The organism is Shewanella pealeana ATCC 700345 (genome assembly GCF_000018285.1).
In the GTDB taxonomy this organism is placed as follows: domain Bacteria; phylum Pseudomonadota; class Gammaproteobacteria; order Enterobacterales; family Shewanellaceae; genus Shewanella; species Shewanella pealeana.
The window spans coordinates 3,246,821-3,271,631 of the sequence record NC_009901.1; the positions used below are offsets into that span (position 1 = coordinate 3,246,821).

Annotated in this window: 20 protein-coding genes and 3 tRNA genes; 8 read left to right on the top strand and 15 right to left on the bottom strand. The window is 44.4% G+C overall.

The genetic code is table 11. The features are described from left to right. Positions 1-23: 23 nt before the first annotated feature. The 6 genes from SPEA_RS14110 to pspA all read right to left on the bottom strand — a co-directional run bounded on the left by SPEA_RS14110 (position 24) and on the right by pspA (position 5,616). Entirely contained in the window at positions 24-1,205 is a 1,182-nt protein-coding gene (locus SPEA_RS14110; protein WP_012155890.1) for a trans-sulfuration enzyme family protein, read from the bottom strand. A gap of 365 nt (positions 1,206-1,570) precedes the next feature. Then, on the bottom strand, positions 1,571-2,683 hold the full coding sequence (locus SPEA_RS14115) for a TIGR01620 family protein (RefSeq protein WP_012155891.1): 1,113 nt from the start codon (positions 2,681-2,683) through the stop codon (positions 1,571-1,573). Between the two features lie 20 nt (positions 2,684-2,703). Then, positions 2,704-4,149, bottom strand: a complete 1,446-nt coding sequence (locus SPEA_RS14120) for a YcjX family GTP-binding protein (RefSeq protein WP_012155892.1) — start codon at positions 4,147-4,149, stop codon at positions 2,704-2,706. A gap of 76 nt (positions 4,150-4,225) precedes the next feature. Beyond that, the gene (gene pspC, locus SPEA_RS14125) at positions 4,226-4,615 is read right to left on the bottom strand and encodes an envelope stress response membrane protein PspC (protein WP_012155893.1); all 390 of its coding nucleotides are present in this window, start codon (positions 4,613-4,615) and stop codon (positions 4,226-4,228) included. A gap of 67 nt (positions 4,616-4,682) precedes the next feature. Beyond that, complete coding sequence (gene pspB / locus SPEA_RS14130) at positions 4,683-4,916, bottom strand: envelope stress response membrane protein PspB (RefSeq protein ID WP_086024315.1); 234 nt, start codon at positions 4,914-4,916, stop codon at positions 4,683-4,685. Positions 4,917-4,938: 22 nt separating this feature from the next. After that, positions 4,939-5,616 (bottom strand): phage shock protein PspA, encoded by a 678-nt coding sequence (gene pspA, locus SPEA_RS14135; RefSeq protein WP_012155895.1) that lies wholly within the window; start codon positions 5,614-5,616, stop codon positions 4,939-4,941. 177 nt (positions 5,617-5,793) lie between these two features. Here pspA and pspF point away from each other — a divergent pair, with 177 nt between their 5' ends. The 7 genes from pspF (at position 5,794) to fabV (ending at position 13,655) form a co-directional block, all read left to right on the top strand. Further along, complete coding sequence (gene pspF, locus SPEA_RS14140) at positions 5,794-6,894, top strand: phage shock protein operon transcriptional activator (protein WP_012155896.1); 1,101 nt, start codon at positions 5,794-5,796, stop codon at positions 6,892-6,894. A gap of 64 nt (positions 6,895-6,958) precedes the next feature. Then, entirely contained in the window at positions 6,959-8,587 is a 1,629-nt protein-coding gene (locus SPEA_RS14145; protein ID WP_012155897.1) for an ABC transporter substrate-binding protein, read from the top strand. Next, positions 8,587-9,618 (top strand): ABC transporter permease, encoded by a 1,032-nt coding sequence (locus SPEA_RS14150; RefSeq protein ID WP_012155898.1) that lies wholly within the window; start codon positions 8,587-8,589, stop codon positions 9,616-9,618. The genes SPEA_RS14145 and SPEA_RS14150 overlap by 1 nt, the downstream gene beginning before the upstream one ends. Continuing rightward, entirely contained in the window at positions 9,605-10,495 is an 891-nt protein-coding gene (locus tag SPEA_RS14155) for an ABC transporter permease subunit (protein ID WP_012155899.1), read from the top strand. The genes SPEA_RS14150 and SPEA_RS14155 overlap by 14 nt, the downstream gene beginning before the upstream one ends. Before the next feature lie 4 nt (positions 10,496-10,499). Beyond that, positions 10,500-11,507 carry a peptide ABC transporter ATP-binding protein gene (locus SPEA_RS14160; RefSeq protein WP_012155900.1) on the top strand — a complete coding sequence of 336 codons (1,008 nt, stop codon included), beginning with the start codon at positions 10,500-10,502 and terminating at the stop codon, positions 11,505-11,507. After that, a complete protein-coding gene (locus tag SPEA_RS14165) occupies positions 11,488-12,273 on the top strand; it encodes an ATP-binding cassette domain-containing protein (RefSeq protein ID WP_012155901.1) in 786 nt (261 codons plus the stop codon). The genes SPEA_RS14160 and SPEA_RS14165 overlap by 20 nt, the downstream gene beginning before the upstream one ends. Positions 12,274-12,452: 179 nt before the next feature. Beyond that, positions 12,453-13,655, top strand: a complete 1,203-nt coding sequence (gene fabV / locus SPEA_RS14170) for an enoyl-ACP reductase FabV (RefSeq protein WP_012155902.1) — start codon at positions 12,453-12,455, stop codon at positions 13,653-13,655. Between the two features lie 643 nt (positions 13,656-14,298). Here the strand turns inward: fabV and SPEA_RS14175 are convergent. The 9 genes from SPEA_RS14175 to SPEA_RS14215 all read right to left on the bottom strand — a co-directional run bounded on the left by SPEA_RS14175 (position 14,299) and on the right by SPEA_RS14215 (position 23,340). Further along, positions 14,299-16,164 carry a SurA N-terminal domain-containing protein gene (locus SPEA_RS14175; protein WP_012155903.1) on the bottom strand — a complete coding sequence of 622 codons (1,866 nt, stop codon included), beginning with the start codon at positions 16,162-16,164 and terminating at the stop codon, positions 14,299-14,301. 217 nt (positions 16,165-16,381) lie between these two features. Then, positions 16,382-16,669 carry a nucleoid-associated protein HU-beta gene (gene hupB, locus SPEA_RS14180; RefSeq protein WP_259649511.1) on the bottom strand — a complete coding sequence of 96 codons (288 nt, stop codon included), beginning with the start codon at positions 16,667-16,669 and terminating at the stop codon, positions 16,382-16,384. A 241-nt stretch (positions 16,670-16,910) separates the two neighbouring features. Then, positions 16,911-19,268, bottom strand: a complete 2,358-nt coding sequence (lon, locus tag SPEA_RS14185) for an endopeptidase La (protein WP_012155905.1) — start codon at positions 19,266-19,268, stop codon at positions 16,911-16,913. A 148-nt stretch (positions 19,269-19,416) separates the two neighbouring features. Further along, the gene (clpX, locus tag SPEA_RS14190; RefSeq protein WP_012155906.1) at positions 19,417-20,694 is read right to left on the bottom strand and encodes an ATP-dependent protease ATP-binding subunit ClpX; all 1,278 of its coding nucleotides are present in this window, start codon (positions 20,692-20,694) and stop codon (positions 19,417-19,419) included. An 84-nt stretch (positions 20,695-20,778) separates the two neighbouring features. Continuing rightward, the gene (clpP, locus tag SPEA_RS14195; RefSeq protein WP_012155907.1) at positions 20,779-21,390 is read right to left on the bottom strand and encodes an ATP-dependent Clp endopeptidase proteolytic subunit ClpP; all 612 of its coding nucleotides are present in this window, start codon (positions 21,388-21,390) and stop codon (positions 20,779-20,781) included. 89 nt (positions 21,391-21,479) lie between these two features. Continuing rightward, positions 21,480-22,784 (bottom strand): trigger factor, encoded by a 1,305-nt coding sequence (gene tig / locus SPEA_RS14200; protein ID WP_012155908.1) that lies wholly within the window; start codon positions 22,782-22,784, stop codon positions 21,480-21,482. Between the two features lie 255 nt (positions 22,785-23,039). After that, positions 23,040-23,115: transfer RNA gene (locus SPEA_RS14205), tRNA-His, on the bottom strand. An 8-nt stretch (positions 23,116-23,123) separates the two neighbouring features. Continuing rightward, positions 23,124-23,200, bottom strand: a tRNA-Arg gene (locus SPEA_RS14210). A 63-nt stretch (positions 23,201-23,263) separates the two neighbouring features. Beyond that, positions 23,264-23,340 (bottom strand) — tRNA-Pro (locus tag SPEA_RS14215). 465 nt (positions 23,341-23,805) lie between these two features. Here SPEA_RS14215 and folD point away from each other — a divergent pair. Next, on the top strand, positions 23,806-24,660 hold the full coding sequence (folD, locus tag SPEA_RS14220) for a bifunctional methylenetetrahydrofolate dehydrogenase/methenyltetrahydrofolate cyclohydrolase FolD (protein ID WP_012155909.1): 855 nt from the start codon (positions 23,806-23,808) through the stop codon (positions 24,658-24,660). Positions 24,661-24,811 lie beyond the last annotated feature (151 nt).

The window sequence follows — 24,811 nt, forward strand, 5'->3', positions numbered from 1 at the left end:
TACCAAGTGTTCAACTTTCTCCGCTACTCTACACTCGCTAGGCCATCTTCCAGAGCCTGAATAATATCTTCTACCGATTCTAAGCCCACAGAAATCCTCAGTAAGTTATCTTTAATACCTGCCTTAATACGTTCATCTTCACTGTATGGTGAATGTGTCATTGATGCTGGGTGCTGAATTAATGACTCCGCATCACCAAGACTGACGGCGATAGAAAACAGTGATAATCGATTAATGAATGCGATGGATTGTTCAAGACTTGCTTCTAGCTCGAAGGCTATTACGCCTCCGCCCCTACGCATCTGGGTGCCTATAAGCGAATGTCCAGGATGACTTTCAAGACCCGGGTAGTACACTTTGGACACTTTCGGGTGACCCTCAAGGTAACTTGCGACTTTCTCGGCATTATCACAGTGTCGGGTTAATCGGACGTCTAAGGTTTTTAATCCACGTAGAATTAACCAGGCATCGTGGGGCGAAATCACCGCGCCAACATCTTTCAGTATTTCAAACTTAATCACTTCCATCTGTTCAACGCTGGCACAAATAAGCCCAGCGATAACATCACCGTGACCATTGAGGTACTTTGTTGCACTGTGAATAACAATATCGATGCCATGCTTAATCGGTTGTTGCAGTAGTGGTGTCATAAAGGTGTTATCCACCACACTCACTAAATTGTGTTGCTTAGCTATGGCAGCTATCAGATCGAGGTTGTACACATCGAGATGAGGGTTTACCGGTGTCTCACAAAATATCACTTTGGTATTGGGCTTTATTGCCGCTTTAATCTCTGTTTCGTCGCTAAAGTTAACTAGCGTCACCTCGATACCAAACTTAACGAGTTGTGAGGTCATAAGGGAAAAGGTGCAGCCATAAACAGCATGGGATGCCACTAAATGATCGCCATGGCTTAAGTTTGCCAGCAAGGCTGCAGAAACCGCCGCCATTCCCGATGCAGTAGCAGCCGCAGCATCGCTTCCCTCGAGTGCGGCAATTTTACGCTCAAGCTCCGCCGTCGTCGGGTTACCCAAGCGGGTATAGATATAACCTTGCTCATCACCCGCAAACCTTGCTCCGCCCTGCTCTGCGGTCTCAAATACAAAGGTCGCACTCTGGCACAAAGGTGTCACGAGTGCGCCAGACTCATTAGCCTCACGCCCAGCATGGATCACTTTTGTGGCTAATTGCCATCTATCTTGCATATTGCTCTCCCGGATTGAGATGCACTGACCTTTTAATCGTTGTGAATGTCAGCTTTATCTCTTCAATCTCAAATCAATTTGCCAACCCATTCAGAAGAACAATTGAAACAACAAAGGTTGGTGTTAGTTCCACAATCAAGATGAACTAGTCTGGATAAAGATCATACTATTTAGATACAATTTGCCTTAACTAGATTGTAAAGTGATTGTTACGTTCGAAGGGTTGCAAGGGCAGGATATAGATTTACTAGGCCGCAGCTTGGCGGCCTATTATGAACAGAGCTTTCTGTGATTCGTCTAATCTTATTGAGCTTTCGCTGTAGTAAGTTGTAGCTTAAATACTCCAGTTTAGCTTTTAAAAAGAGTTAATCTTTATGGACTTTGGCCTTCTCCGCCTTAACGGTTTTAGACAGTACACTCGATGATAGCTCTTTTAAACTGAGTAGCAGCTCTTTATGGATCCCTGAAAGCTTAGGCTTTGATTGTTGATTAAACTCAAGCGGACGACATAATGCCATCGCTTGATAGCCGAGCCTTGCCGTTAGTAATCCACCACCTAGCCCTTGCCCAAGTCTAGCCGATAACTTACCAGACATTTCTACCGACAATAACTGAGTGCCTAAATCGGTAATAATCTCACTGGAACCTGCATAGATAATATTGCCAATAATGCTACGAATAAGCTTTATTCTGCTCCAGTAACCCAACTCTATCCCATAGCAATCGGCAATCTTATTGATCATGCTCTGGTTACGCCAAAGAATAATCGCCATGTCCAATACTGCTAGAGGGCTAGCAGCCAATAGCAACGCTGACTCCTGGGCAAATCGGCGTACGATTTTCTTAGCCACTAAATCTCGTTCGGTTAACACGATAGAGTCGAACAACATCAATTTCTCGGCATCGTTATGCTCTGGCGTGTTATTTTGTTGAAACTTTGTCAGTTCTGCAGTCTTTGGCAATTTTGCGACTATCTCATCGATAAAGGGATCGGCCTCCCCCATCTGCATACTGTGAACTAGACGCTTGCCGACAGTTTGTGTGTCTTCGATATGCTTAAGCGCCTTTAACTTACGCCATTCAACAAAAGTCACCTTGGCGGCCCAAAGTAATACGACCCCAGTCACACTGGCGTAAAGCCCAAATAACCAACTGCTTTGCACAAAAGCAGCCTGTAGACCAAGAAATGCTTCTACTGCGATAACGATAGCAACGCCCGTTAAACTGATCCTGGCAAGCCAGTTACGCTTGGTTTTGCCAGGTTTCTGTGGGGCTATTGATTCGAAATTGGATAAACGCTGCTCGACCAGCGAATCAAGCTCTGCATTTGCTTTAAGCTCTAGCTCAGGCTCCGCTTCAGCCTCAATAAAATCGACCTGCGCCTCGAAGCTAACAGAGTGAGCAAGTTTCGATTCAGGCTCATTGGCATCGCTGTCAAATCGCTGCTGCTTTCTTATGGAATTATCACCTTGTGACATAAAAACTCACTTACTAAAAATCACTTTAATTTATCGCCCAGCAAGTACTGCAACACATGATCTAATCGAATATGTTCAAAGTCGGCATTACTGCGCTGGGTATTTTGATTGGTTGCCGGAGCAAAATTAATAAACTCAAACCCCTGTTTATCCCAAAAGTCGGAAGTGGGCAGAGATTTTGGCACCTCACCGGGAAACAGGGTCACTGGCTGTCGCTTAGCGAGTTCAATACCGCGAACCACCTCAATCTCTTTGCCATCTTGCTTCACCATGCCATGACTGGTCGACTTAATGGCACTGATTGCCATTGTCTCGACTTCGCAGCCTGCGAACTTGGCATACTGTTGGCTTTGATGCACAAGCTGGCTCAGCAGTGACAATACATTGCCCTGCTGATCACGGGTTACATGATCAACTTTACTCGCAGCAAACAATAATTTATCAATCTTGGGTGCAAATAGTCGTTTTAATAAACTCGATTGCCCAAAGTGGAAGCTCTCCATCACAGCGTGAATAGCTGACTTCATATCATCAAACTGGGCACGTCCACGGTTTAGCGGACTAAAGCAATCGACCAATACCAGCTGCCTATCAAACTTTGCAAAGTAATCTTGATAAAAAGGTTTAACCACCCTTGCCACATATCCTTTATAGCGCTGCTTTAATGTGTGGTAAAAACTATTAGCGACAGACTGCTCAAGCGACTGAAACTCAGCGTCGCCTATATTAAGCAATGGAAATAAAGCGAGTACAGGCGTGCCATCTAGTTCACCAGGTAACAATAAACGCCCCGGTTGGGCATAATAGAACCCATGGTTACTGACGCAGTCTTGCAATACTTTCTGGTACAGTTCGGCAATCTGTTGCAGCTTAAGCTCATCGGCAGGACTGGCGAGTTCTACATCATTGAGTGCCTTGGAGAATGCGCTAAAATATTCAGAACGTTCGAATACTGCCTTTCTTTGCACTTGAGTATTTGACCACTGCTGGAAGGATAGCTTTAGCATAGGTAGATCCAGTAGCCACTCACCTGGATAATCGACAATATCAAGATACAAGGTGGCGCTATCGGTCAGTTTCGACAACAGGCCTTTGGCTGGGCGATACTTAATGGCGAGTCGTAGCTCACTAATATTTCGGGTAGAAACTGGCCAAGTTTGCGGTTCAGTAGTTAACGACTTAATCGCCGCGTCATAATTAAAGCTTGGAATGGTTAAGTCTGGCTGCATATCGCGTTTAACGCCATAAAGCCTACCGTCTCTAGCCACTTGCCATAAAGGTAATTGGGAGCCTGTCTCTGCAATGCCGGAATGTAATAACTGATTGACTAAGCCTGTAATAAAGGCTGTTTTACCCGCTCCAGCTAACCCTGTGACCGCTAATCGCAAATTTCTATCTGTGGTTCTTAGCGCAACGGCTTGAGTATTCTTGCCGAGCTTTTTGAGTGACTGTTTAAGACTCGCCATATAATGAAGTGAAACCTGTTTGAGGAAGTTCTAGGGCAGTATAGCCTGCCCCTTCATTGAACTATATATAGTTGAGCTATAGATTGTTGATTTGATCTTTAAGGTCATAGTTATCAGAAGTCACGTGACGCTCTAAGTTCTGTAATCGAACTTCTAGCGACCTAAACTGGCTATTCACATCCCTTAATGCCATTTTAGCGGGTTCACCTGACTGCCAAACCTTCTTCTTTAGTCCAATTTCTTTGCTTGACTCATTCTTGCCAGTTCCGGGCTTAATATCTAAGATCATCCAAAGTAACACATAGATAATCAATACAATCCCAGAGCCACCCAATAAGAAGATTGAGGCGGCAAGTACTCTGACTAGCCAAGTTTCAAAATTAAAGTAATCTGCAATTCCTGCGCAAACACCCGCAATTTTACCCGACTGAGGAATTCGATATAACGTTCTGTTGCCTTCGTTCATCTCTAACTTCCTCCTTGCTTAGTTAACTAAATAGTGACGTTTACCTATTGCAGTGAATCGATTCCGATTAATCATTTCGATTCCTCCACTGCGGCGCCTCACTATCTAAGATGGCTTCTAAGGTTTCGATGCGCTGTGACATCTTGTCAGCCTTAGCAATTAACTCATTTAACTGGCTAAACTCTTCTTCAGTAAGTCCCTGGCTAACTTGTCGCTTACTGCGGTAATGAAGAATTAGCCATATCGGAGCCACGATTATTAAAAAGATAATAATTGGGGCCATCAAAATATCCATGTTCATAACTCACCTCTGATCTTGTTTATTACTTAGCTTTAGTCTTACTTCCCTTCATTTTCGCCTTAAGCGCTTCGAGCTCTGCATTGACTGAGTCTTCAGCTTCTAGGGCTGCAAATTCATCATTAAGCGTCTTCTTATTACCCAAGTCATAAGAATCAACCTGCGACTCAAGGCTTTCTACGCGGCGCTCATATTGCTCAAACTTGCTCATTGCATTGTCAATCTTGCTAGAATCAAGCTGCTTTTTCACCTCTAAACGCGATGAAGCAGTCTGCTTGCGCATGATAATTGTCTTTTGGCGCGCTTTAGCGTCGGCAAGCTTCTCTTGCAGTAAGTTCACTTCGTCTTTAAGGCGTAGGATGTGCTCTTCAACTACAACCAACTCGGCGGCAAGGGTTTGTGCTAGGTCATTGGCTTTTTGCTTTTCAACTAACGCGGCCTTAGCAAGATCTTCACGGTCTTTAGACAAAGCTAATTCGGCTTTGCTTTCCCAATCTTGTACTTGCTCTTGTACTTTTGCTATACGACGAATGATCTCTTTTTTCTCGGCTAATACTTTTGCTGAGGTAGAGCGCACTTCAACTAACGTATCTTCCATCTCTTGGATGATCAGACGAACCATTTTCTCTGGATCTTCAGCCTTATCGAGTAATGCGCTGATATTCGAGTTAATGATGTCTGCAAAGCGTGAAAAGATTCCCATAATATTTTCCTCTAATTAACGTTGGATTCGATAATTACAATCCATATTCCGTGCCAACTTTAACTTTCCAATACTATACAGGCACTTAAACAATTTATTAACTTTTTCTTTCATTTATAATCTGAGCATCATATTATTATTTTCACCAATTATTAGCGTGAAAGACTAAAACTTACTGTGGGCAATCAATTTCAGCAAGATAATCTTATCGGACAGTCCAATGCCTTATTGGAAGTCCTTGAACATATTTCACAAGTGGCGCCACTGTCTAAACCGGTGTTAATTATTGGTGAGCGTGGCACAGGTAAAGAGCTTATCGCCGAGCGATTACACTACTTATCTAAACGCTGGGATCAGAGCTTTATCAAACTTAACTGCTCATCCTTAAGTGAAAACTTACTCGAAAGTGAACTCTTTGGCCATGACGCTGGTGCATTTACTGGAGCCAGTAAAAAGCATGAAGGTCGTTTTGAACGCGCCGACGGCGGTACGCTGTTTTTAGATGAGCTCGCTAACACCTCAGGACTCATTCAAGAGAAACTGTTACGGGTCATTGAATACGGCGAGTTTGAACGGGTCGGGGGGAGTAAAACGGTTCAGACCAACGTGCGTCTTGTATGCGCTGCCAACGAAGATCTTCCGTCTCTGGCTGAAGCGGGTGAATTTAGACCCGATCTGCTCGATAGACTGGCTTTCGATGTTATTACCCTACCGCCTCTGAGACACAGATCTGAGGATATCATGCCGCTCGCAGAGTATTTTGCTATCGGTATGGCAAGACAGCTAAAGCTTGAACTATTTGAAGGTTTTAGCTGCAATGCGATCGAGCAGCTTATGGAATACCAGTGGCCTGGTAATATCCGTGAGCTTAAAAACGTCGTCGAGCGTAGCGTCTATCGAAATGCCGAGACTAATACCGCAATAGATCAGATTATCATCGACCCATTCGCTTCGCCCTATCGCCCGACAAAGCGGGTTAAAACCAAAGAGCGTCAGCAAACGGTTTCACCCGAGGTGAATTCAGCCGCAACCAATAGCAGCGCTGAAGTGAGTGCTAACCCGAGTGCCGACATGAGCACAAACAATAGTGCAGCGGCTGACGCCAAAGTAAACTTCCCTATCGACTTTAAAACCCATTGCGAACAGGGTGAGGTGAGGATCTTAAAACAAGCATTGGAAGCAGGTCAGTTTAATCAAAAGAAAACCGCAGAACTGCTGGGATTAAGCTACCATCAACTGCGCGGGATCTTAAAGAAATACAACTTGCTGGATAAATAATTGCTGTTAGCTAGCAGGCACTGTTAAAATAGCTAATAATGTTCAGTTCAAAAATGACTGCTTAATGAAACAGCTGCTTAAGAGAATAAAGTTAATCGCTGGGATCTCTTTGATTAACTTGTTACTCACCGCCTGTGGTCCACAGCAAGTTCCGACAGGGTTAGTCTATTGTTCGGAAGGCAACCCTGAGACTTTTAATCCTCAATTGGTGACCTCTGGCACCACGATTGATGCCACCTCACAGCAGTTATACGACAGTTTAGTCGATTACGACCCGGTATCTGGTGAAATAGTGCCTGCGCTCGCCACTTCTTGGGAGACTTCTGCTGACGGTCTAAGCTACCGCTTTAAATTGCGCCATGGGGTACAGTTCCATCAAACATCGCTATTTAGCCCGACTCGCCTCTTTAACGCCGATGATGTCTTGTTCTCTTTCAATCGCGTCATAGATACCGACAACCCTTATCATCGAGTTTCAAAAACAGGTTACCCCTTCTTCCAGAGTATCGGCTTTAATCAAACGATTAATCAGATTGAAAGAGTCGCCGATGATGAGGTGGTATTTCATTTAAATCAAAGCGACGCTTCGTTCCTTTCCAACCTAGCAACGGGTTTTTCAGTCATTCTTTCTAAAGAATATGCCGATAACCTCTTGGCTCAGGGCACACCGGAACTACTGGATAGAAAGCCCGTGGGTACCGGCCCTTTTAAGCTAGTAAAGTATGTGAAAAACGAACTGATCCGCTACCATCGCAATGATAACTTTTGGCGCACACTACCGGAATTTGAACAGCTAGTGTTTAACATCACGCCACAAAGTAGTACCAGATTAACTAAGTTGATCACCGGTGATTGTAGCGTATCGGCATTGCCGAAGGCGGGCGAGTTGCCCGTCATTAAAGAGCATCCTAATCTTGAACTCGACACTCAACTCGGCTTCAATGTCGCTTTTTGGGCGTTCAATACCAAGAAAAAACCTTTCGATGATGTACGGGTACGCCAAGCGTTAGCCTACGCCGTCGATAAGCAGAATATCTTACGCGCGGTATACCAAGAAACGGCCATTAAGGCGACAGGCATGCTGCCGCCGCAATCTTGGGCTTATCACTACAATAAAAGTACTTATCAATATAACCCTGAAAAAGCACGGGCGTTATTAGATGATGCTGGCATCGAAAATTTAACTATCGATATCTGGGCAATGCCCGTCGCTCGAATTTACAATCCTAATGCATTAAAAACCGCCGAGTTAATTCAGGCCGATTTGGCCAACATTGGGGTGAAAGTGAATATCGTGACCTACGATTGGAGTGTGTTTAACCAAAAGCTCAGTCTTAACGATTATGACTCGGTACTGATTGGTTGGAATGCAGACAATAGCGACCCCGATAATTTCTTCTCGCCTATGATGAGTTGTGATGCACTTAAATCATCGAGTAACCGCGCTCAGTGGTGCAATCTTGAGTTGGATCGGATTCTAGCCAAGGCAAAAGCCACAACATCAGAATCAGAACGTAAAGTACTCTATCAGCAAGCTGAAGCCTTATTTACAGAGCATGTGCCGATGATGACATTTGCCCATGCCACGCAACTGACCTTTAAGAGCAAAGATATTAAACAAACTCAGCTTACTCCTTTTGGTGGGATCTCATTTGAACGAGCCAAGAAAATAACATCAGAGGAGGAGCTATAATGGGCCGCTATCTCCTACGCAGATTAAACCTGTTTATAGCAACCAGTTTTGTCCTAATTGCTGTCTTGTTCATAACAACGGGTTATTTTCCAACCAATAAAGCCGTTGCATTAACCGGGATCACTGCTCCAACACCAGAGCAACTACAAAATATCGAACAGACTTATCAGCTAAATGAGAGTCAACTAGAACAATTTTTTGCCTATACCAAAACTCGCTTAAGTGGCGACTTAGGCCTATCGGTCACTTCGCAGCGCCCCGTTATTGAAGAGCTGACTCAGGCACTTCCCGCGTCATTTGAGCTTGCTATCGTATCCGGCTTAATTGCAGTGCTACTTGGTGTACCACTTGGAGTGCTTGCTTCACTAAGTAAGAACAAGGTCACCCAGCACAGTATTATGGCAATTACTTTAACTGGTTACTCCATTCCTGTTTTTTGGCTTGGACTAACACTGTCGTTATGGTTTGGGGTTAAACTTGGTTGGCTTCCGGTTTCTGGACGGATCAATCTGTTATATGAGATAGAGCCAGTGACAGGCTTTATGCTAATCGATACCTTACTCTGGGATTCTGTCTATCGTTTTTCCGCTTTTAAGGATGCACTGTTCCATATTATCTTACCGTCGATAACCTTAGCGGTACTCCCGTTTACTGTGGTCGTCCGTATAACTCGTGCTGCCATGCTCAACATCATGGAGTTACCCTATATTAAAGCCGCTGAAGCCAGAGGCTTACATACCAGCACAATTGTGCTGCGTCATGCACTACCAAATGCATTGATCCCTGTATTAAAAAATATGGGCCTAATGCTAGGTACCTTTGCCACTTATTCCATGATTGTCGAGGTTATCTTCTCATGGCCCGGCGTGGGCAGTTGGTTGGTATCTGGAATTTATCAGCGAGATTACACCGTTATTCAAGGTGGTGTATTGGGCGTTTCACTGACCATTATATTCTTGAGTATCTTAATTGAAGTCATACATAACGCTTATAATCCGCTAAGCAGGAAAGAGATCTATGCCGCGAATTAGGATCTACCAAGAAGACCATATTCTTTCTCCAACCCAGAAAGTCTGGCAGGCATTTGCCGATAACCCATTTGCACTTGTTGGTCTCTGGGCTGTGTGTTGCATACTTACCTTAGCGGTTTTCGGCCCTTGGATTGCGCCCTTCTCACCAGAGCAGCAAGACTCACTCGCGTTACTGTTACCGCCATCTTGGGACGCTAGCGGCACAGTTGAGCACTTTCTCGGGACCGATGACTTAGGTCGAGATATTTTCAGTCGTCTACTTCACGGCGCTCACCTTACTTTTGGTATGGCGCTGGCAATCGTACTGGCTTCATTAGTCGTAGGTTTTATTATCGGCTCCATTTCTGGGATGATGAAAGGTCTAAAATCTTCGATATTGAGCCACCTATTGGATGCGCTCTTATCCATCCCTTCGCTACTATTAGCCATTTTGGTTGTCGCGATAATGGGTCCTGGGCTTGAAAATGTATTTTGGGCGGTTGGTATTGCTCTAACGCCGCAGTTTGTTAGGGCTATTCATCAGGCTGTACATGAAGAGTTGCAAAAAGACTACGTTACGGCAGCGAAGCTAGATGGGGCAAACTCAATTCAAGTTTTTTGGTACGTGATCATGCCTAACGTCTGGGAAACCGTAATTATTCAAACTACCTTGGCAATTTCTGCCGCAATTTTAGATATTGCCGCGCTGGGATTTTTAAACCTTGGCGCTCAGGCTCCAAGCCCAGAGTGGGGAGCGATGGTGTCACAAGGGCTTGATAATTTATTAACCGCCCCATGGACGGTAACCATCCCTGGTGTTGCCATTTTATGTAGCGTACTGGCTATCAACTTAGTTGGTGACGGTTTGAGATCGGCGTTATCGCCCATCAGAAATTAATACTATGCCATTACTCGATATTCGTAATCTCACCATTGAACTCGATACCCCCCATGGACGAGTCAAGGCGCTAGAACGTGTAAGCTTAACCATTAATCCTGGTGAACTGCATGGTCTAGTGGGTGAATCAGGTTCAGGCCGTACGCTATTAGCCCGTGCTATTTTAGGTGTGCCGGGTCATAACTGGACAATTACCGCCGATCGCATGATGTGGGACGGTCAAAATTTAATGGATATGTCGGCTAAGCAGCGACGTAACTTAATGGGCAGTGAAATAGCCGTTATTTTCCAAGATCCTACAGGCAGCTTAGATCCAGCTATCACAGTTGGCAGCCAGCTTATCGAAGCTATGCCTAAAGATAAAAAAATCTCATTTTGGAAACGTAACAAGGCTCGAAAAGCTGTGGCTCAAAAGTGGCTGCATAAGGTCGGTATCAAGAACACTGAAGAAGTAATGAGCAGTTACGCGTGGGAGCTCTCCGCTGGTGAATGCCAGAAAGTAATGATTGCCATGGCCATTGCCAATCAGCCACGCCTGTTGATTGCCGACGAGCCAACCGACTCGATGGAACTCAGTACTCAGGCACAGATCTTTAGGCTGCTGGGTAAACTTAACCAGCTACACAGCGTATCAATTTTGTTGATTAGCCATGAACTAGAAACCTTATCAGGTTGGTGCGACCAACTCACCGTTTTATATTGCGGCCAAGTCATGGAGTCCGGTCCAACGGCCGAAGTGCTTGAACAACCGTTTCACCCCTATACCAAAGCATTACTGGATAATATGCCTGACTACTCAGGCCGACTTACCCATAAATCGGTGATGCAAACCTTGCCAGGATCAGCACCAGCTCTGCAGCATCTCCCTATCGGCTGCCGCCTGGGTCCCCGCTGTCCACAGGCGCAAAAACAATGCGTCAGTAAACCAAGCCTATGCCATAAGAAAGGCCGCTATTTTGCTTGCCATTTCCCATACAACAGTGAGCCATGTAATGACGACTCCACTTCTTAAAGTTACAGATCTCAGCAAGAGTTATTATGCTGGCTACAAACGTTTTAAGCGTCAATATAACAAGGCGCTTTCACCGGTATCGTTTGAATTAAACCAAGGTGAAACATTAGCGATTGTTGGTGAAGCGGGTTCGGGCAAGAGCACCATTGCTCGAATATTGGTAGGTGCAGAGATCAGGAGTGGCGGCGAAATATTCTTTGAAGGTGAGCCGTTAGATAAGCATGATTTAAAACAGCGCTGCCGTCTGATCCGAATGATTTTTCAAGATCCTAATACTTCACTTAATCCAAGGCTCACCATTGGTGAGTTATTAGATGAGCCTTTAAAGTTCAGCACCAATTTAGACAGCAGCGAACGAAAGGCACAGGTTATCGATAAGCTGAGAAAAGTCGGCTTACTGCCTGAGCATGCTGAATTTTATCCTCATATGATTTCAGAAGGCCAAAAGCAGCGTGTCGCAGTGGCTCGCGCCTTAATGCTTGATCCAAAAATCATCATTGCTGATGAGGCTTTAACGGCTTTGGACCTTTCTGTGAGATCGCAAATTCTTAATTTACTGCTCGAGCTACAGCAAGAAATGGGGCTATCTTATATATTCGTATCGCATAATATGAATATCATACGCCACGTAAGTGATAAAATTATGGTGCTAAAAAAAGGGGTTATGGTTGAGAAGGCTACGACAGAGCAGCTATTTAACCAGCCTCAACATGAGTACACACAAAGGCTAATTCAAGATCAAACTCTGTTTGCGCGCAAAAAATAGCCTAATATTTGCTTGCTTTTTTATCGCGTATAAACCGTAGGATTAAGCCTCAAACGGCTACTTTAAAGCCTGCAAACTGCTCCAACCACTGATAAAAAGGCCGATTTTCAACAAAAACGAGTGCCATTTGATGTCGGTTTAATTATCCTAGAGACAATTTTTTAAGAGAATCAAAAAATATGATCATCAAACCTAGAATCCGTGGTTTTATTTGTACTACGACCCATCCTGTTGGCTGTGAAGCTAACGTCCTTGAGCAGATCAATTTTACCAAGGCAAAAGGTAAAATTGCTAATGGCCCTAAGAAAGTCTTAGTTGTCGGCTCTTCAAGTGGATACGGTCTGTCTTCACGCATCACAGCTGCCTTTGGTAGTGATGCCGCCACATTAGGTGTATTTTTTGAAAAGCCTAGTACAGAAACTAAGCCTGGTACTGCGGGCTGGTACAACTCGGCTGCATTTGACAAGTTTGCTAAAGCGGAAGGACTTTACTCTAAGAGCATCAACTGTGATGCCTTCAGCCACGAAGCTAAGCAAAAAGCCATTGAGCTTATCAAGCAAGACCTAGGTCAAGTAGATATGGTGGTTTACTCGCTAGCATCACCTGTTCGTAAAATGCCTGATAGCGGTGAACTTATTCGTTCATCACTCAAGCCTATCGGTGAGACTTACACAGCTACTGCAGTAGACACCAACAAAGATCTCATCATCGAAGCGAGCGTTGAGCCTGCTACCGAGCAAGAGATAGCCGATACAGTCACCGTAATGGGCGGCGAAGATTGGGAACTATGGATGCAGGCTTTATCTGAAGCTGGCGTATTAAGCGATAACTGCAAAACCGTTGCTTACAGCTACATTGGTACAGAGCTAACTTGGCCTATCTACTGGCACGGCGCACTTGGCAAGGCCAAGATGGATCTTGACCGCGCAGCTCACGCATTAAATACTAAACTTTCTGTAACTGGCGGCAGCGCAAACGTAGCGGTACTTAAGAGTGTTGTGACACAAGCAAGTTCTGCAATTCCTGTTATGCCGCTATACATAGCTATGGTATTTAAGAAGATGCGCGCAGAAGGCCTACATGAAGGCTGTATCGAGCAGATTAGCCGTATGTTCAACGAGCGTCTATTTAAGGCTGATGGCACGGCAGCAGATGTGGATGAGTCAAACCGCCTACGTTTGGACGACTGGGAGCTTCGTGAAGAGATCCAGCAGCATTGCCGTGATATGTGGCCACAAGTGACCACAGAAAACTTAGCTGAACTGACTGATTACCGTGAATACAAAGAAGAGTTTCTAAAACTGTTCGGTTTCGGTGTCGAAGGTATCGACTATGAAGCAGACGTAAACCCACACGTTGAGTTTGATGTAGTTTCAATCTAAATCACCTGGTGAATTAGCGAATACTATTCTGTATTAAAGTAAACGCCGCAATATTTTATTGCGGCGTTTTTTATTGCGCCTTCGCACCCCCCATCACCCACTGCATGCCTAGCTGACTTTGTCGTCAAGCCTAACAATGAGTACTGTAGAAATTTAATGCTGCTTCATCACGAAAAACAACGATGACAGCAAGAAATACATCGGCAGGATTAACGATAAGATAATAGCTTTGCTTTTATGCTCTCCTTCGTGATCTCCGTGAAAGCGAAGCGCTTCGTGGTTAATTTAGTGGTAAATGGCTTCTAAAGCAAAAACCAATGCGATACACCACGAAGGACACAGAGCGCTGCGCTACACGAAGAAATGCAACGGCAGGATTAACTATAAGATAATAGCTTTGCTTTTTTGCTCTTCTTCGTGATCTCCGTGAAAGCGGAGCGCTTCGTGGTGAGATTATCTTAAGAGCCGTCTATTAACCCGGCGAATATTAGCTTCACAAGTAGAAATGATTTAGGCACCTCTTTTTGCGCCCATAAAAAAACCGGCCTAAGCCGGTTTTTTATGCCTCATATAAGGCTCACTATTAGTGATTCAGTAAAGCTAGCTAAGTAGCAATTACTCAGCAGCTCTTACTCAATAGCGTTTACTCTGCAACAGGGTAAAGAACTTCACCCTTAGCTTTTAGTGACGCGATCACCGCACGGTAATCGTTTTCACTGTATTGTGAGCTTAAACGCTGCTTGAGTGAATCAAGAAGGTTTGCGTCAACGCCTTCAGCGGCATTAACTTGCTTCAATACCACTACCGCGTAACCATTTGCTAAAGCAACAGTATCAACTGAAGGCTTGTCGCTTGGTTGAGCCATCGCGAACGCCTTGTTCACAATCGCACCATCCACGTCTTGTGCAAAACGAGCAAGCTTATCTTTAACGATGAAGTCTGCTGTTACACCAGAGGCTTCAACAGCAGTCATAGCTTCTTGTGCTTGCTTACGTGCAGCTTCGTTCGCTTGCTCTTGCTTTAGACGATTAGCAATTGCATTGCGAACATCAGCTAGCTCCATAGTACCAGCAGCTTTATGTGTATTAACACGAATAACGACTACGTGGTTAGGCGCAACTTCTAATACATCACTGTTCATACGATCAAGTAGCACGTTCGAAGAGAATGCTTCGTTTAGTAGCTCTGGGTTAGTGAACAATTCTGGTGGGTTAGTACGAGTAAACTCTGGAGTTGTCTTAACCTCAACACCTAAGTCTCTAGCCGCTTCTGATAGCGTATCAGGTACTTCATAGCTGGTATCAGCCAAAACTTGCTGTAGCTCGTAGAACTTATCTACTGCTTGCTTGTCTTTAAGCTGAGCAAGGATCTTCTCTTTTACGTCAGCAAACGGAGCCTGAGCACCAGCCTGAATATCTAACGCCTTGATGATGTGATAACCAAAGTTCGTTTTAACAACACCTGAGTATTCGCCTTTGTTAAGCGCAAACAATGCAGTGTCAAATTCTGGCTCCATTACACCGGCTTCGAACCAATCTAGTTGACCACCTTGCTCACCGCTAAAGGTATCTTCAGATTCAGTTTTCGCAAGTTCAGCGAAATCAGCACCGTCTTGAAGTTGCTTGTAAATAGCTTCAGCCTTGGCTTTTGCAGCTGCGTCATCATCACCAGACTGCACAAGAATATGTGCCGCTAAACGCTTCTCAGCTTGAGTGTAGTTCGCTTTATGCTCATCGTAATAAGCTTGCGCTTCAGCATCTGTCACTGTGACATCTTTAGCTAGATCTTTTGCATCAAGCTCAATGTAATTAAGGCTCACCACTTCAGGACGAATAAACTGACCTAGGTTAGTATCGTAATAAGCTTTGATCTGTTCATCGGTAACACTGATATCAGCAAGGAACGGAGTTGCATCGATAACCTTGTAGTCAATGTCACGAGTTTGACCTTGAAGATCGGCTACATACTTAGCCTCACTAGGTAGAACAAATTCTGAACCGACTAAGGTTGCAACAAGCTGACGGCGAGTCATATCGATGCGCATCATGTCGCGGAAAGAGTTCGCTTGGTAGCCAAGCTGACGCAAGATAGCTTGATAACGGTCGTTATCAAAGGCGCCGTCAGTTTGGAATGCAGGCTCAGACATGATTGCAGCTTTAATCTGTTCATCAGATACGCGTAGACCTAGCTCTGCAGCATTTTGATCTAGTAGCTTCTCGGCTACTAAGCGCTCTAATACACTTTGCTTAACACTCTGCATATAGTTGTCATCTGCAGACAAAGTAGCAAACATATCACCTAACTGTTGCTCTAAGCGACTGCGCTCATTTTGATAGGCTTGTTCTAACGCTGAGTTGCTGATCTCTTCACCATTTACGGTAGCAGCTGCAACCTCAGTTGAAGAACCTAAATAACTACTCACACCGGTAAATGCAAATGAAAGTATCACTAGGATTAATATGCTTTTAGCAATAACACCTTGTGAGCCTTCGCGAATCTTTTCTAACATCAGACTTCTCGCTTGTTGCGATTAATAAAATAAAAAGGCGCATCACTGTTTGGATGCGCCTTTTTGTAATTTAAAGGAGGTGAAAATAATAATATTCTCTGACTCCTGCTGGCATAATTAAGATCTTCCTTAATTGCCACCCTCTCTATTTGTAAAAAGCACTGCTAGTACAGTGCTTTCCTACAATAGCCTTACAAAGGCTGCATTGCTAACTTTCTTAGTTAACAGCGTCTTTTAGAGCTTTACCAGCTTTAAATGCTGGAATGTTCGCTGCAGCGATTTTGATCTCTTTACCCGTTTGAGGGTTACGACCAGTGCGCTCTGCACGTTGACGCACTTCGAAAGTACCGAAACCAACAAGAGCAATCTTATCGCCTTCTTTTAGGCCTTCAGTTACTGCGCCAATGAAAGAGTCTAATGCACGGCCAGCAGCAGCTTTAGAAATGTCAGCACCAGAAGCGATTTTCTCGATTAGTTCAGATTTGTTCATGTCATCCCCTTGAATGTAATTTGTGCGCCGCACCCAAATTCTTGTCTAGAGCGGTCTGCGGAGGCTTTTTATAACAAGCTTAGAACCAAAGTTCAAGCCTTATAGGAAAACCAAATAAATAAATTAGGATACTACTCAAAACCAGTCACTCCAAGGGCTGGAGCGACTGACTCTCCACAGACTTAGGCTACCACAGCTTTATACTAAGGTAAGCCCTTTTTACTGTTTTTTTAAGGCAATCCTGCAATTTATTGCGTTAGTCCACGTTTTCTACTACTTCGAAGCCTTCAACTGGTCGCTCTAACGCCAACTTAAGCACTTCATCAACCCATTTAACTGGATAAATTTTCAGATCGGCAATGACGTTTTGCGGAATTTCTTCCAAGTCACGTTCATTTTCTTTTGGAATTAGAACAACTTTCGTACCACCACGATGGGCAGCCAACAGTTTTTCCTTCAATCCACCAATCGGTAACACTTCGCCTCGTAGGGTAATTTCACCTGTCATTGCCACATCGGCACGAACAGGGTTACCCGTTAAGCTAGATACAAGCGCTGTACACATTGCTGCACCAGCAGATGGACCATCTTTTGGAGTCGCCCCTTCTGGTACGTGAACGTGAATATCACGCTTCTCGTAAAAGTCTGGGTTAATACCAAGCTGCTCAGCACGCGCACGAACAACTGTCATCGCCGCTTGAATCGACTCTTGCATCACATCGCCAAGTGAGCCGGTGTAGGTTAGCTTACCTTTACCAGGAACTGATGTTGCTTCGATAGTCAGTAAGTCACCGCCGACTTCTGTCCACGCAAGACCGGTAACTTGACCAATCTGATTGTTCGATTCAGCCTTACCGTAATCACAACGCTGCACGCCAAGGAATGACTTAAGGTTGTCTTGGTTAACTTCAATATGCTTAATCGTCTTATCAAGCAAGATTTGTTTAACCACTTTACGGCAGATCTTCGACAATTCACGCTCAAGCGCACGCACGCCCGCTTCACGGGTGTAGTAACGAATAATACCGATAATGGCACTATCATCTACTGTCACTTCTTTCGCTTTTAGACCATTACGCTCAATCTGCTTCGGCAACAAGTGTTGCTTAGCAATATTAAGCTTTTCATCTTCGGTATAACCCGATAAGCGGATCACTTCCATACGGTCTAGTAAAGGACCTGGAATATTCATCGAGTTAGACGTTGCCACAAACATTACATCAGATAGGTCGTAATCGACTTCCATGTAGTGATCGCTAAATGCTGAGTTTTGTTCAGGATCTAACACCTCAAGCAAAGCTGAAGCCGGATCGCCACGCATATCACTGCTCATCTTGTCGATTTCATCAAGCAGGAATAACGGGTTTTTCACACCAACTTTCGACATCTTTTGGATGACTTTACCAGGCATAGAACCGATATAGGTACGACGGTGACCACGGATCTCCGCTTCATCACGTACACCACCTAATGCCACACGCACATACTTACGGCCCGTCGCCTTCGCGATTGACTGACCCAATGAAGTCTTACCCACACCTGGCGGGCCAACTAAACAAAGAATCGGACCTTTAAGCTGTTTAACTCGGCTTTGAACCGCTAGATATTCCAAGATTCGCTCTTTGACTTTCTCAAGACCAAAATGATCGGTATCGAGGACGTCTTGCGCCTTAGCTAAGTCACGTTTGATTTTAGAGCGCTTATGCCAAGGCACTGACACCATCCACTCAACGTAACTTCTCACCACAGTTGCCTCGGCAGACATTGGTGACATCATCTTTAACTTATTTAACTCAGCAGAGGCTTTTTCTTTTGCCTCAGCAGGCATTTGTGCCTCTTCAATCTTCTTCGCTAAGCTTTCAAATTCATCATGAGACTCATCAATATCGCCAAGTTCTTTTTGAATAGCCTTCATCTGCTCATTCAAATAGTACTCGCGCTGACTCTTCTCCATCTGCTTTTTAACACGGCCACGAATGCGCTTCTCGACCTGAAGTAGGTCAATTTCCGATTCCATCATCGCCATTAAATATTCGATGCGCTCGCTAACATTCACCATCTCAAGCACAGACTGTTTGTCTTCTAGCTTAAGTGGCATATGTGCGGCCATGGTGTCGGCAAGTCTTGCCGCTTCATCGATCCCTGACAGTGAAGTTAGTACCTCTGGTGGGATCTTCTTGTTCAGCTTGATGTAACCTTCAAACTGGCCAACGGCTGAGCGAACGAGGACTTCCTCTTCTTTCTCTGAAAGTGGCTCGGACTCAAGGTAGTGAGCTGTCGCCTGAAAGATATCTTCTTGCTCGATATAGTTATCGATGCAGACTCTCTGCCCACCTTCAACCAATACCTTTACAGTACCATCAGGAAGTTTTAATAACTGTAAAATTGACGCAACGGTACCTACATCAAAAATGTCATCGCTTGTAGGGTCGTCTAACTCAGCATCACGCTGGGCGACTAAAATGATTTGTTTACCTTGATCCATCGCTTTTTCTAAGCAACGAATAGATTTTTCTCGACCGACGAATAACGGAATTACCATGTGGGGATAAACCACCACATCTCTTAGTGGTAGTACGGGTAGTTCGATTCGCGCATCACGCTCTAGGGTCATAGCTCGATTCCGTTTTTTATGATTACTTATGAGTATATTGGGATGATTAAATAGGTTTCAATGGCGAAAATAAATAAATTGGAGAACTGCATAAAAAAGGAGCCATATTGGCTCCTTTTAAACTCACAGTCTGACTTTAGACGAGAAATTACTCCGCCGTGGCGGTTTGTGCTTCGTTATTAGCGTAGATCAAGATTGGGCTAGATTCGCCTTTAACCACTGACTCGTCGATAACAACCTTAGCCACATCATCAGTCGATGGTAGATCATACATGATATCGAGTAAGATCCCTTCAACGATAGAGCGAAGACCACGAGCACCCGTTTTACGGGTTTGTGCTTTAAGGGCTATCGCCTTTAACGCATCGTCTCTAAACTCAAGCTCTACATTTTCCATCTCAAACAATGCTGCAAACTGTTTAGTAATCGCATTCTTTGGTTCAGACAGGATCTGAATCAAGGCTTCATCGTCAAGTTCTGACAGTGTCGCAAGTACTGGTAGACGGCCAATAAACTCAGGGATCAAACCAAACTTAACTAAATCTTCTGGTTCCACTTCTAACAGTGTATCAGAGATAGTCTTCTTATCAGCTTCACCTTTGACTTGGGCGCCAAAACCAATACCAGTACCGACATGAGCGCGTTGCTCAATCACTTTTTCAAGACCTGCGAATGCACCACCACAAACGAACAAGATCTTAGAGGTATCGACCTGTAAGAACTCCTGTTGAGGGTGCTTACGACCACCTTGTGGTGGCACGGCAGCGATAGTACCTTCGATCAGTTTCAACAACGCTTGCTGAACACCCTCACCCGATACGTCACGTGTGATTGATGGATTATCAGACTTACGACTGATTTTATCAATTTCATCGATATACACGATACCGCGCTGCGCTTTTTCAACGTCGTAGTCACACTTTTGCAGTAGCTTTTGAATGATGTTCTCAACATCTTCACCAACGTAACCCGCTTCGGTAAGCGTGGTTGCATCAGCCATAGTAAATGGCACATCAAGAACACGTGCAAGCGTTTCTGCTAATAAGGTTTTACCACTACCCGTTGGGCCAATTAGCAAGATGTTACTCTTGCCAAGTTCTACGCCATCTTTAGGGCTAGCATTTCTAAGGCGCTTGTAGTGGTTATACACCGCAACAGCAAGAACCTTCTTAGCTTTATCTTGACCGATAACATAATCATCCAAGTGTGCTCTTAGCTCATGAGGCGTAGGCAACTTGTCTTGATCTTGCTTTGGCGAGATCTCTTTAATCTCTTCTCTAATGATGTCATTGCAGAGTTCAACACACTCATCACAAACATATACAGAAGGCCCAGCAATGAGTTTTCTTACCTCATGCTGGCTCTTGCCACAAAAAGAGCAGTACAGCAGCTTTCCGCCGTCACCGTTACCTTTGTCTTCACCCATTACTTTACCTCTGTTTGCAGCAATTCTACTGCCTAAATCTTATCGTTACTTCATATTTGAGCATAGCTCAGAGCGAAGTAAAAATCAGCCTCGTTTTGCTATCACTGAATCGACTAAACCATATTCAGCGGCTTCTGTCGCGCTCATGAAGTTATCACGGTCTGTATCACGTTCAATCACTTCAAGAGGCTGACCAGTATGCTCAGCTAACATGGTGTTTAGCTTATTCTTAATACCCAAGATCTCTTGAGCATGAATAGCAATATCCGACGCCTGTCCTTGGAAGCCGCCTAGTGGCTGATGGATCATCACTCTAGAGTTCGGTAAGCAATGACGTTTGCCTTCTGCACCGCCTGCTAACAAAAATGCGCCCATGCTCGCCGCTTGACCAATACACACAGTGCTCACGTTTGGCTTAATAAACTGCATTGTGTCATAAATCGCCATACCTGCAGTTACGCTGCCGCCTGGCGAGTTGATGTATAGGTAGATATCCTTATCTGGGCTCTCTGATTCCAAAAACAGTAACTGAGCAACGATAAGGTTAGCCATATGTTCTTCAACTTGGCCAACAAGAAAGATCACTCGCTCTTTCAAAAGGCGAGAATAAATATCATATGAACGTTCACCTTTAGCTGTTTGTTCAACAACCATAGGAACGAGTGCGTTAAGTACTGATTCTGGCGCTTTGTGCATGATTAACTTCCCTAAATAAAAATGGCCCGCATGAGGAACCTCATACGAGCCATTATAAATGGCTAATAGCCATTTAAGTCAAGCGATGGTTACGCGCGACCTGTAGCCTTGTTCATAAATTCTTCAAAGTTGACTGCTTTTTCAGTCAAAGTTGCAGTTTTTAACAAAGCTTCAACTGCTTGCTCTTCTAGAGCAACGTTGCGCATGTTTTGCATAAGTTCTTCGTTACCATTGTAGTAAGCTACAACTTCACTTGGATCTTCGTAAGCAGAAGCCATTGAAGCGATCAAACCTTGAACGCGTTCATCTTCAGCTTTTAGCTCGTTAGTCTTGATCACTTCGCCAAGTAGTAGACCTACTTTAACGCGACGTGCAGCTTGTTCAGTGAACAGGTCAGCTGGAAGCTCAGGCATGTTTGCAGCTTGGTCGCCGAAACGTTGCATAGCTTGCTTACGCAATACTTCTACTTCACCGTTGATAAGTGCTGTTGGCAATTCGATGTCGTTTTGCTCAACTAGACCATTAAGAACTTGCTCTTTAACGTTAGCTTTAAGCGCTTGCTCAAGTTCACGGCTCATGTTCTTGCTGATTTCAGCGCGAAGTGCGTCGATGCCACCTTCAGTAATACCGAATAGTGTAGCGAACTCGTCGTTAACTTCTGGAAGGTTAGCCGCTTGAACTTCGTTCAGAGTGATAGCGAAAGTCGCTACTTTACCCTTTAGGTTTTCAGCGTGGTAATCTTCTGGGAAAGTCACTTCGATGTTGAACTCTTCACCAGCTTTGTGACCTTCAACGCCAGACTCGAAGCCTGGGATCATACGGCCGCTGCCTAGTTGTAGTTCGAAATCGTCAGCTTTACCGCCTTCGAATTCTTCGCCATCGATTGAACCTACGAAGTTGATTTTAGCTTTGTCGCCTTCAGCCGCTGCGCGGTCTGCTACTTCGAAAGTAGCGTGTTGGTTACGTAGCGTTTCAATCATAGCGTCAACGTCAGCTTCTGTTACTTCAGCAGTAGGCTGTTCAACAGTGATTGACTCAAGACCTTTTAGCTCTACTTCTGGGTAGATTTCAAAAGTAGCAACAAACTCAAAGTTTTCGCCTTCAGTTGAACCAGGAGTTAATGTAGGTGCGCCAGCTGGGTTTAACTTCTCAGCAATGATTGCTTCAACGAAGTTACGCTGCATCACTTCACCCATGATATCTTGACGAATTGCACTACCATAACGCTTATTAATTACGCTTACAGGTACTTTTCCTGGACGGAAACCTGGGATACGGGCACGCTTAGCTTCGCTTTTTAATGCTTCTTTAACAGTGTTCTCGATCTGCTCAGCAGGTACAGAAATTGTTAGGCGACGCTCTAGGCCTTGTGTGGTTTCAACAGAAACTTGCATTTTTTTACCTCGAAATATGTCTATCGTCCTTTGCAATAGTCGAAAAATCAACTACTCAGGTATTCGTTTCTTGATCCGTAAATTTCACCAAAATGCCCATTAATACTGAAGATCGGCACAGGTATCTTTTAGTTGATAATTATCAAGACGCGACATTATAGCTATGGAATGCGCCAGAGTCGAGCCTCAAAGCGTGATTTACAGGCGTAAAAAAAGCGACCTAAGGTCGCTTTCTTAACTTCTTTGCAGAATGAGTGGGGTGACTGATGGGGTTCGAACCCACGACAACCGGAATCACAATCCGGGACTCTACCAACTGAGCTACAATCACCACAAAAATGGTACGCCCGGCAGGATTCGAACCTGCGGCCACCCGCTTAGAAGGCGGGTGCTCTATCCAACTGAGCTACGGGCGCTCGGTAATGAAATAAATTTCATTTCCTGAACTGGGCAACTAACGTTTTACGCTAGTTTAAATGTGGTCGGTGATAGAGGATTCGAACCTCTGACCCTCTGGTCCCAAACCAGATGCGCTACCGGGCTGCGCTAATCACCGAAATTTTGAAACCTATTGTAAAGTACGTTTTCACGTTGGGATAACCTTTACTGCTTCTGGCTCTCAAGGACAACTCGTTGCTGCTCGTTGAGAACGGAGCGCATAGTATCCCCTCTTCTAAAAATCGTCAACGCCTTTTTTCAAAAAAGATGTTCAGCTGGCTATTTAACAGGCCATTAGATTCAGATTTAACCTTATTGCAGAATTAACCAGCAAAGATAGCTATTTACTTGAAATAAACCGCTGACTCTATATCTATTTTCTTAATAGCCAACTTTAATAACCCACTTTCTAGACATCGGCTCTTTATATAGAGCATATAGTTTTCTTAGATAGAAAAGCAGTAAGTCATTATCCGTATATTAGAATTGTTTGTTAACAGTCTAAATCAATGACACCTTTAGCCTGTCCTGTTAAAATGTCGCCGTTTTCCATTATCGCGCCGTATAAAGGACACCACCCCCAATGACAGCCCAAAACATCGATGGTAAAGCTATTGCTCAATCCATTCGAACGCAACTCAAAGATAAAGTCACTGCCCGCAAAGAGGCAGGAAAAAGAGTCCCTGGTTTAGCCGTAATTCTTGTTGGAGCCGATCCAGCTTCACAAGTTTATGTCGGTAGCAAACGTAAGGCCTGTGAAGAAGTCGGTTTTATCTCTCGCTCTTATGATTTAGACAGCAGCACTTCTGAAGACGCACTCTTATCATTAATTGATGAATGTAACGAAGACCCCACGATTGATGGCATCTTGGTACAATTACCGCTTCCTGAACATATTGAAGAATCGAAAGTCATTGAGCGTATTCGTCCAGATAAAGATGTAGACGGTTTCCATCCTTATAATGTCGGTCGCTTAGCCCAGCGCATTCCGGTGTTGCGTTCGTGTACACCTATGGGGATCATGACACTGCTAAAATCGACTGGTGTCGATACCTTTGGCTTAGATGCCGTTGTTGTCGGCGCATCTAATATTGTCGGCCGCCCAATGTCGCTAGAGCTATTATTAGCAGGCTGTACAACCACAACGTGTCACCGCTTTACTCGAAATCTAGAAGATAAAGTTAGAAGTGCAGATTTAGTCGTTGTTGCAGTTGGTAAGCCGGGCTTTATTCCTGGTGATTGGATTAAACCTGGCGCAATCGTTATCGATGTGGGTATCAACCGCTTAGAGAGTGGTCAGCTTGTAGGTGATGTCGAATTTGATGTTGCTTCTCAGCACGCGAGTTTCATTACACCTGTTCCTGGTGGCGTCGGCCCAATGACTATCGCAAGCCTGTTAGAAAACACGCTATATGCCTGCGAGCAGTATCACGACTAATAGAAGGTTCTAGGTTCTAGGTTCTAGGTTCTAGGTTCTAGCAAAATATTTCAGACCTAGTTACTAAAAGAGATACCAGACCTTTCCATCCATGGGGTGTAGCATAAGTGTTCCAGACCTAGTTACTCAAAAAAGAAAAGCCTGCAATTAG

Coding starts and splice junctions, on each gene's coding strand:
- SPEA_RS14110 (WP_012155890.1), bottom strand. CDS start 1,205: ATGCAAGATAGATGGCAATTAGCCACAAAAGTGATCCATGCTGGGCGT.
- SPEA_RS14115 (WP_012155891.1), bottom strand. CDS start 2,683: ATGTCACAAGGTGATAATTCCATAAGAAAGCAGCAGCGATTTGACAGC.
- SPEA_RS14120 (WP_012155892.1), bottom strand. CDS start 4,149: ATGGCGAGTCTTAAACAGTCACTCAAAAAGCTCGGCAAGAATACTCAA.
- pspC (WP_012155893.1), bottom strand. CDS start 4,615: ATGAACGAAGGCAACAGAACGTTATATCGAATTCCTCAGTCGGGTAAA.
- pspB (WP_086024315.1), bottom strand. CDS start 4,916: ATGAACATGGATATTTTGATGGCCCCAATTATTATCTTTTTAATAATC.
- pspA (WP_012155895.1), bottom strand. CDS start 5,616: ATGGGAATCTTTTCACGCTTTGCAGACATCATTAACTCGAATATCAGC.
- SPEA_RS14145 (WP_012155897.1), top strand. CDS start 6,959: ATGAAACAGCTGCTTAAGAGAATAAAGTTAATCGCTGGGATCTCTTTG.
- SPEA_RS14150 (WP_012155898.1), top strand. CDS start 8,587: ATGGGCCGCTATCTCCTACGCAGATTAAACCTGTTTATAGCAACCAGT.
- SPEA_RS14155 (WP_012155899.1), top strand. CDS start 9,605: ATGCCGCGAATTAGGATCTACCAAGAAGACCATATTCTTTCTCCAACC.
- SPEA_RS14160 (WP_012155900.1), top strand. CDS start 10,500: ATGCCATTACTCGATATTCGTAATCTCACCATTGAACTCGATACCCCC.
- SPEA_RS14165 (WP_012155901.1), top strand. CDS start 11,488: ATGACGACTCCACTTCTTAAAGTTACAGATCTCAGCAAGAGTTATTAT.
- fabV (WP_012155902.1), top strand. CDS start 12,453: ATGATCATCAAACCTAGAATCCGTGGTTTTATTTGTACTACGACCCAT.
- SPEA_RS14175 (WP_012155903.1), bottom strand. CDS start 16,164: ATGTTAGAAAAGATTCGCGAAGGCTCACAAGGTGTTATTGCTAAAAGC.
- lon (WP_012155905.1), bottom strand. CDS start 19,268: ATGACCCTAGAGCGTGATGCGCGAATCGAACTACCCGTACTACCACTA.
- clpX (WP_012155906.1), bottom strand. CDS start 20,694: ATGGGTGAAGACAAAGGTAACGGTGACGGCGGAAAGCTGCTGTACTGC.
- clpP (WP_012155907.1), bottom strand. CDS start 21,390: ATGCACAAAGCGCCAGAATCAGTACTTAACGCACTCGTTCCTATGGTT.
- tig (WP_012155908.1), bottom strand. CDS start 22,784: ATGCAAGTTTCTGTTGAAACCACACAAGGCCTAGAGCGTCGCCTAACA.
- folD (WP_012155909.1), top strand. CDS start 23,806: ATGACAGCCCAAAACATCGATGGTAAAGCTATTGCTCAATCCATTCGA.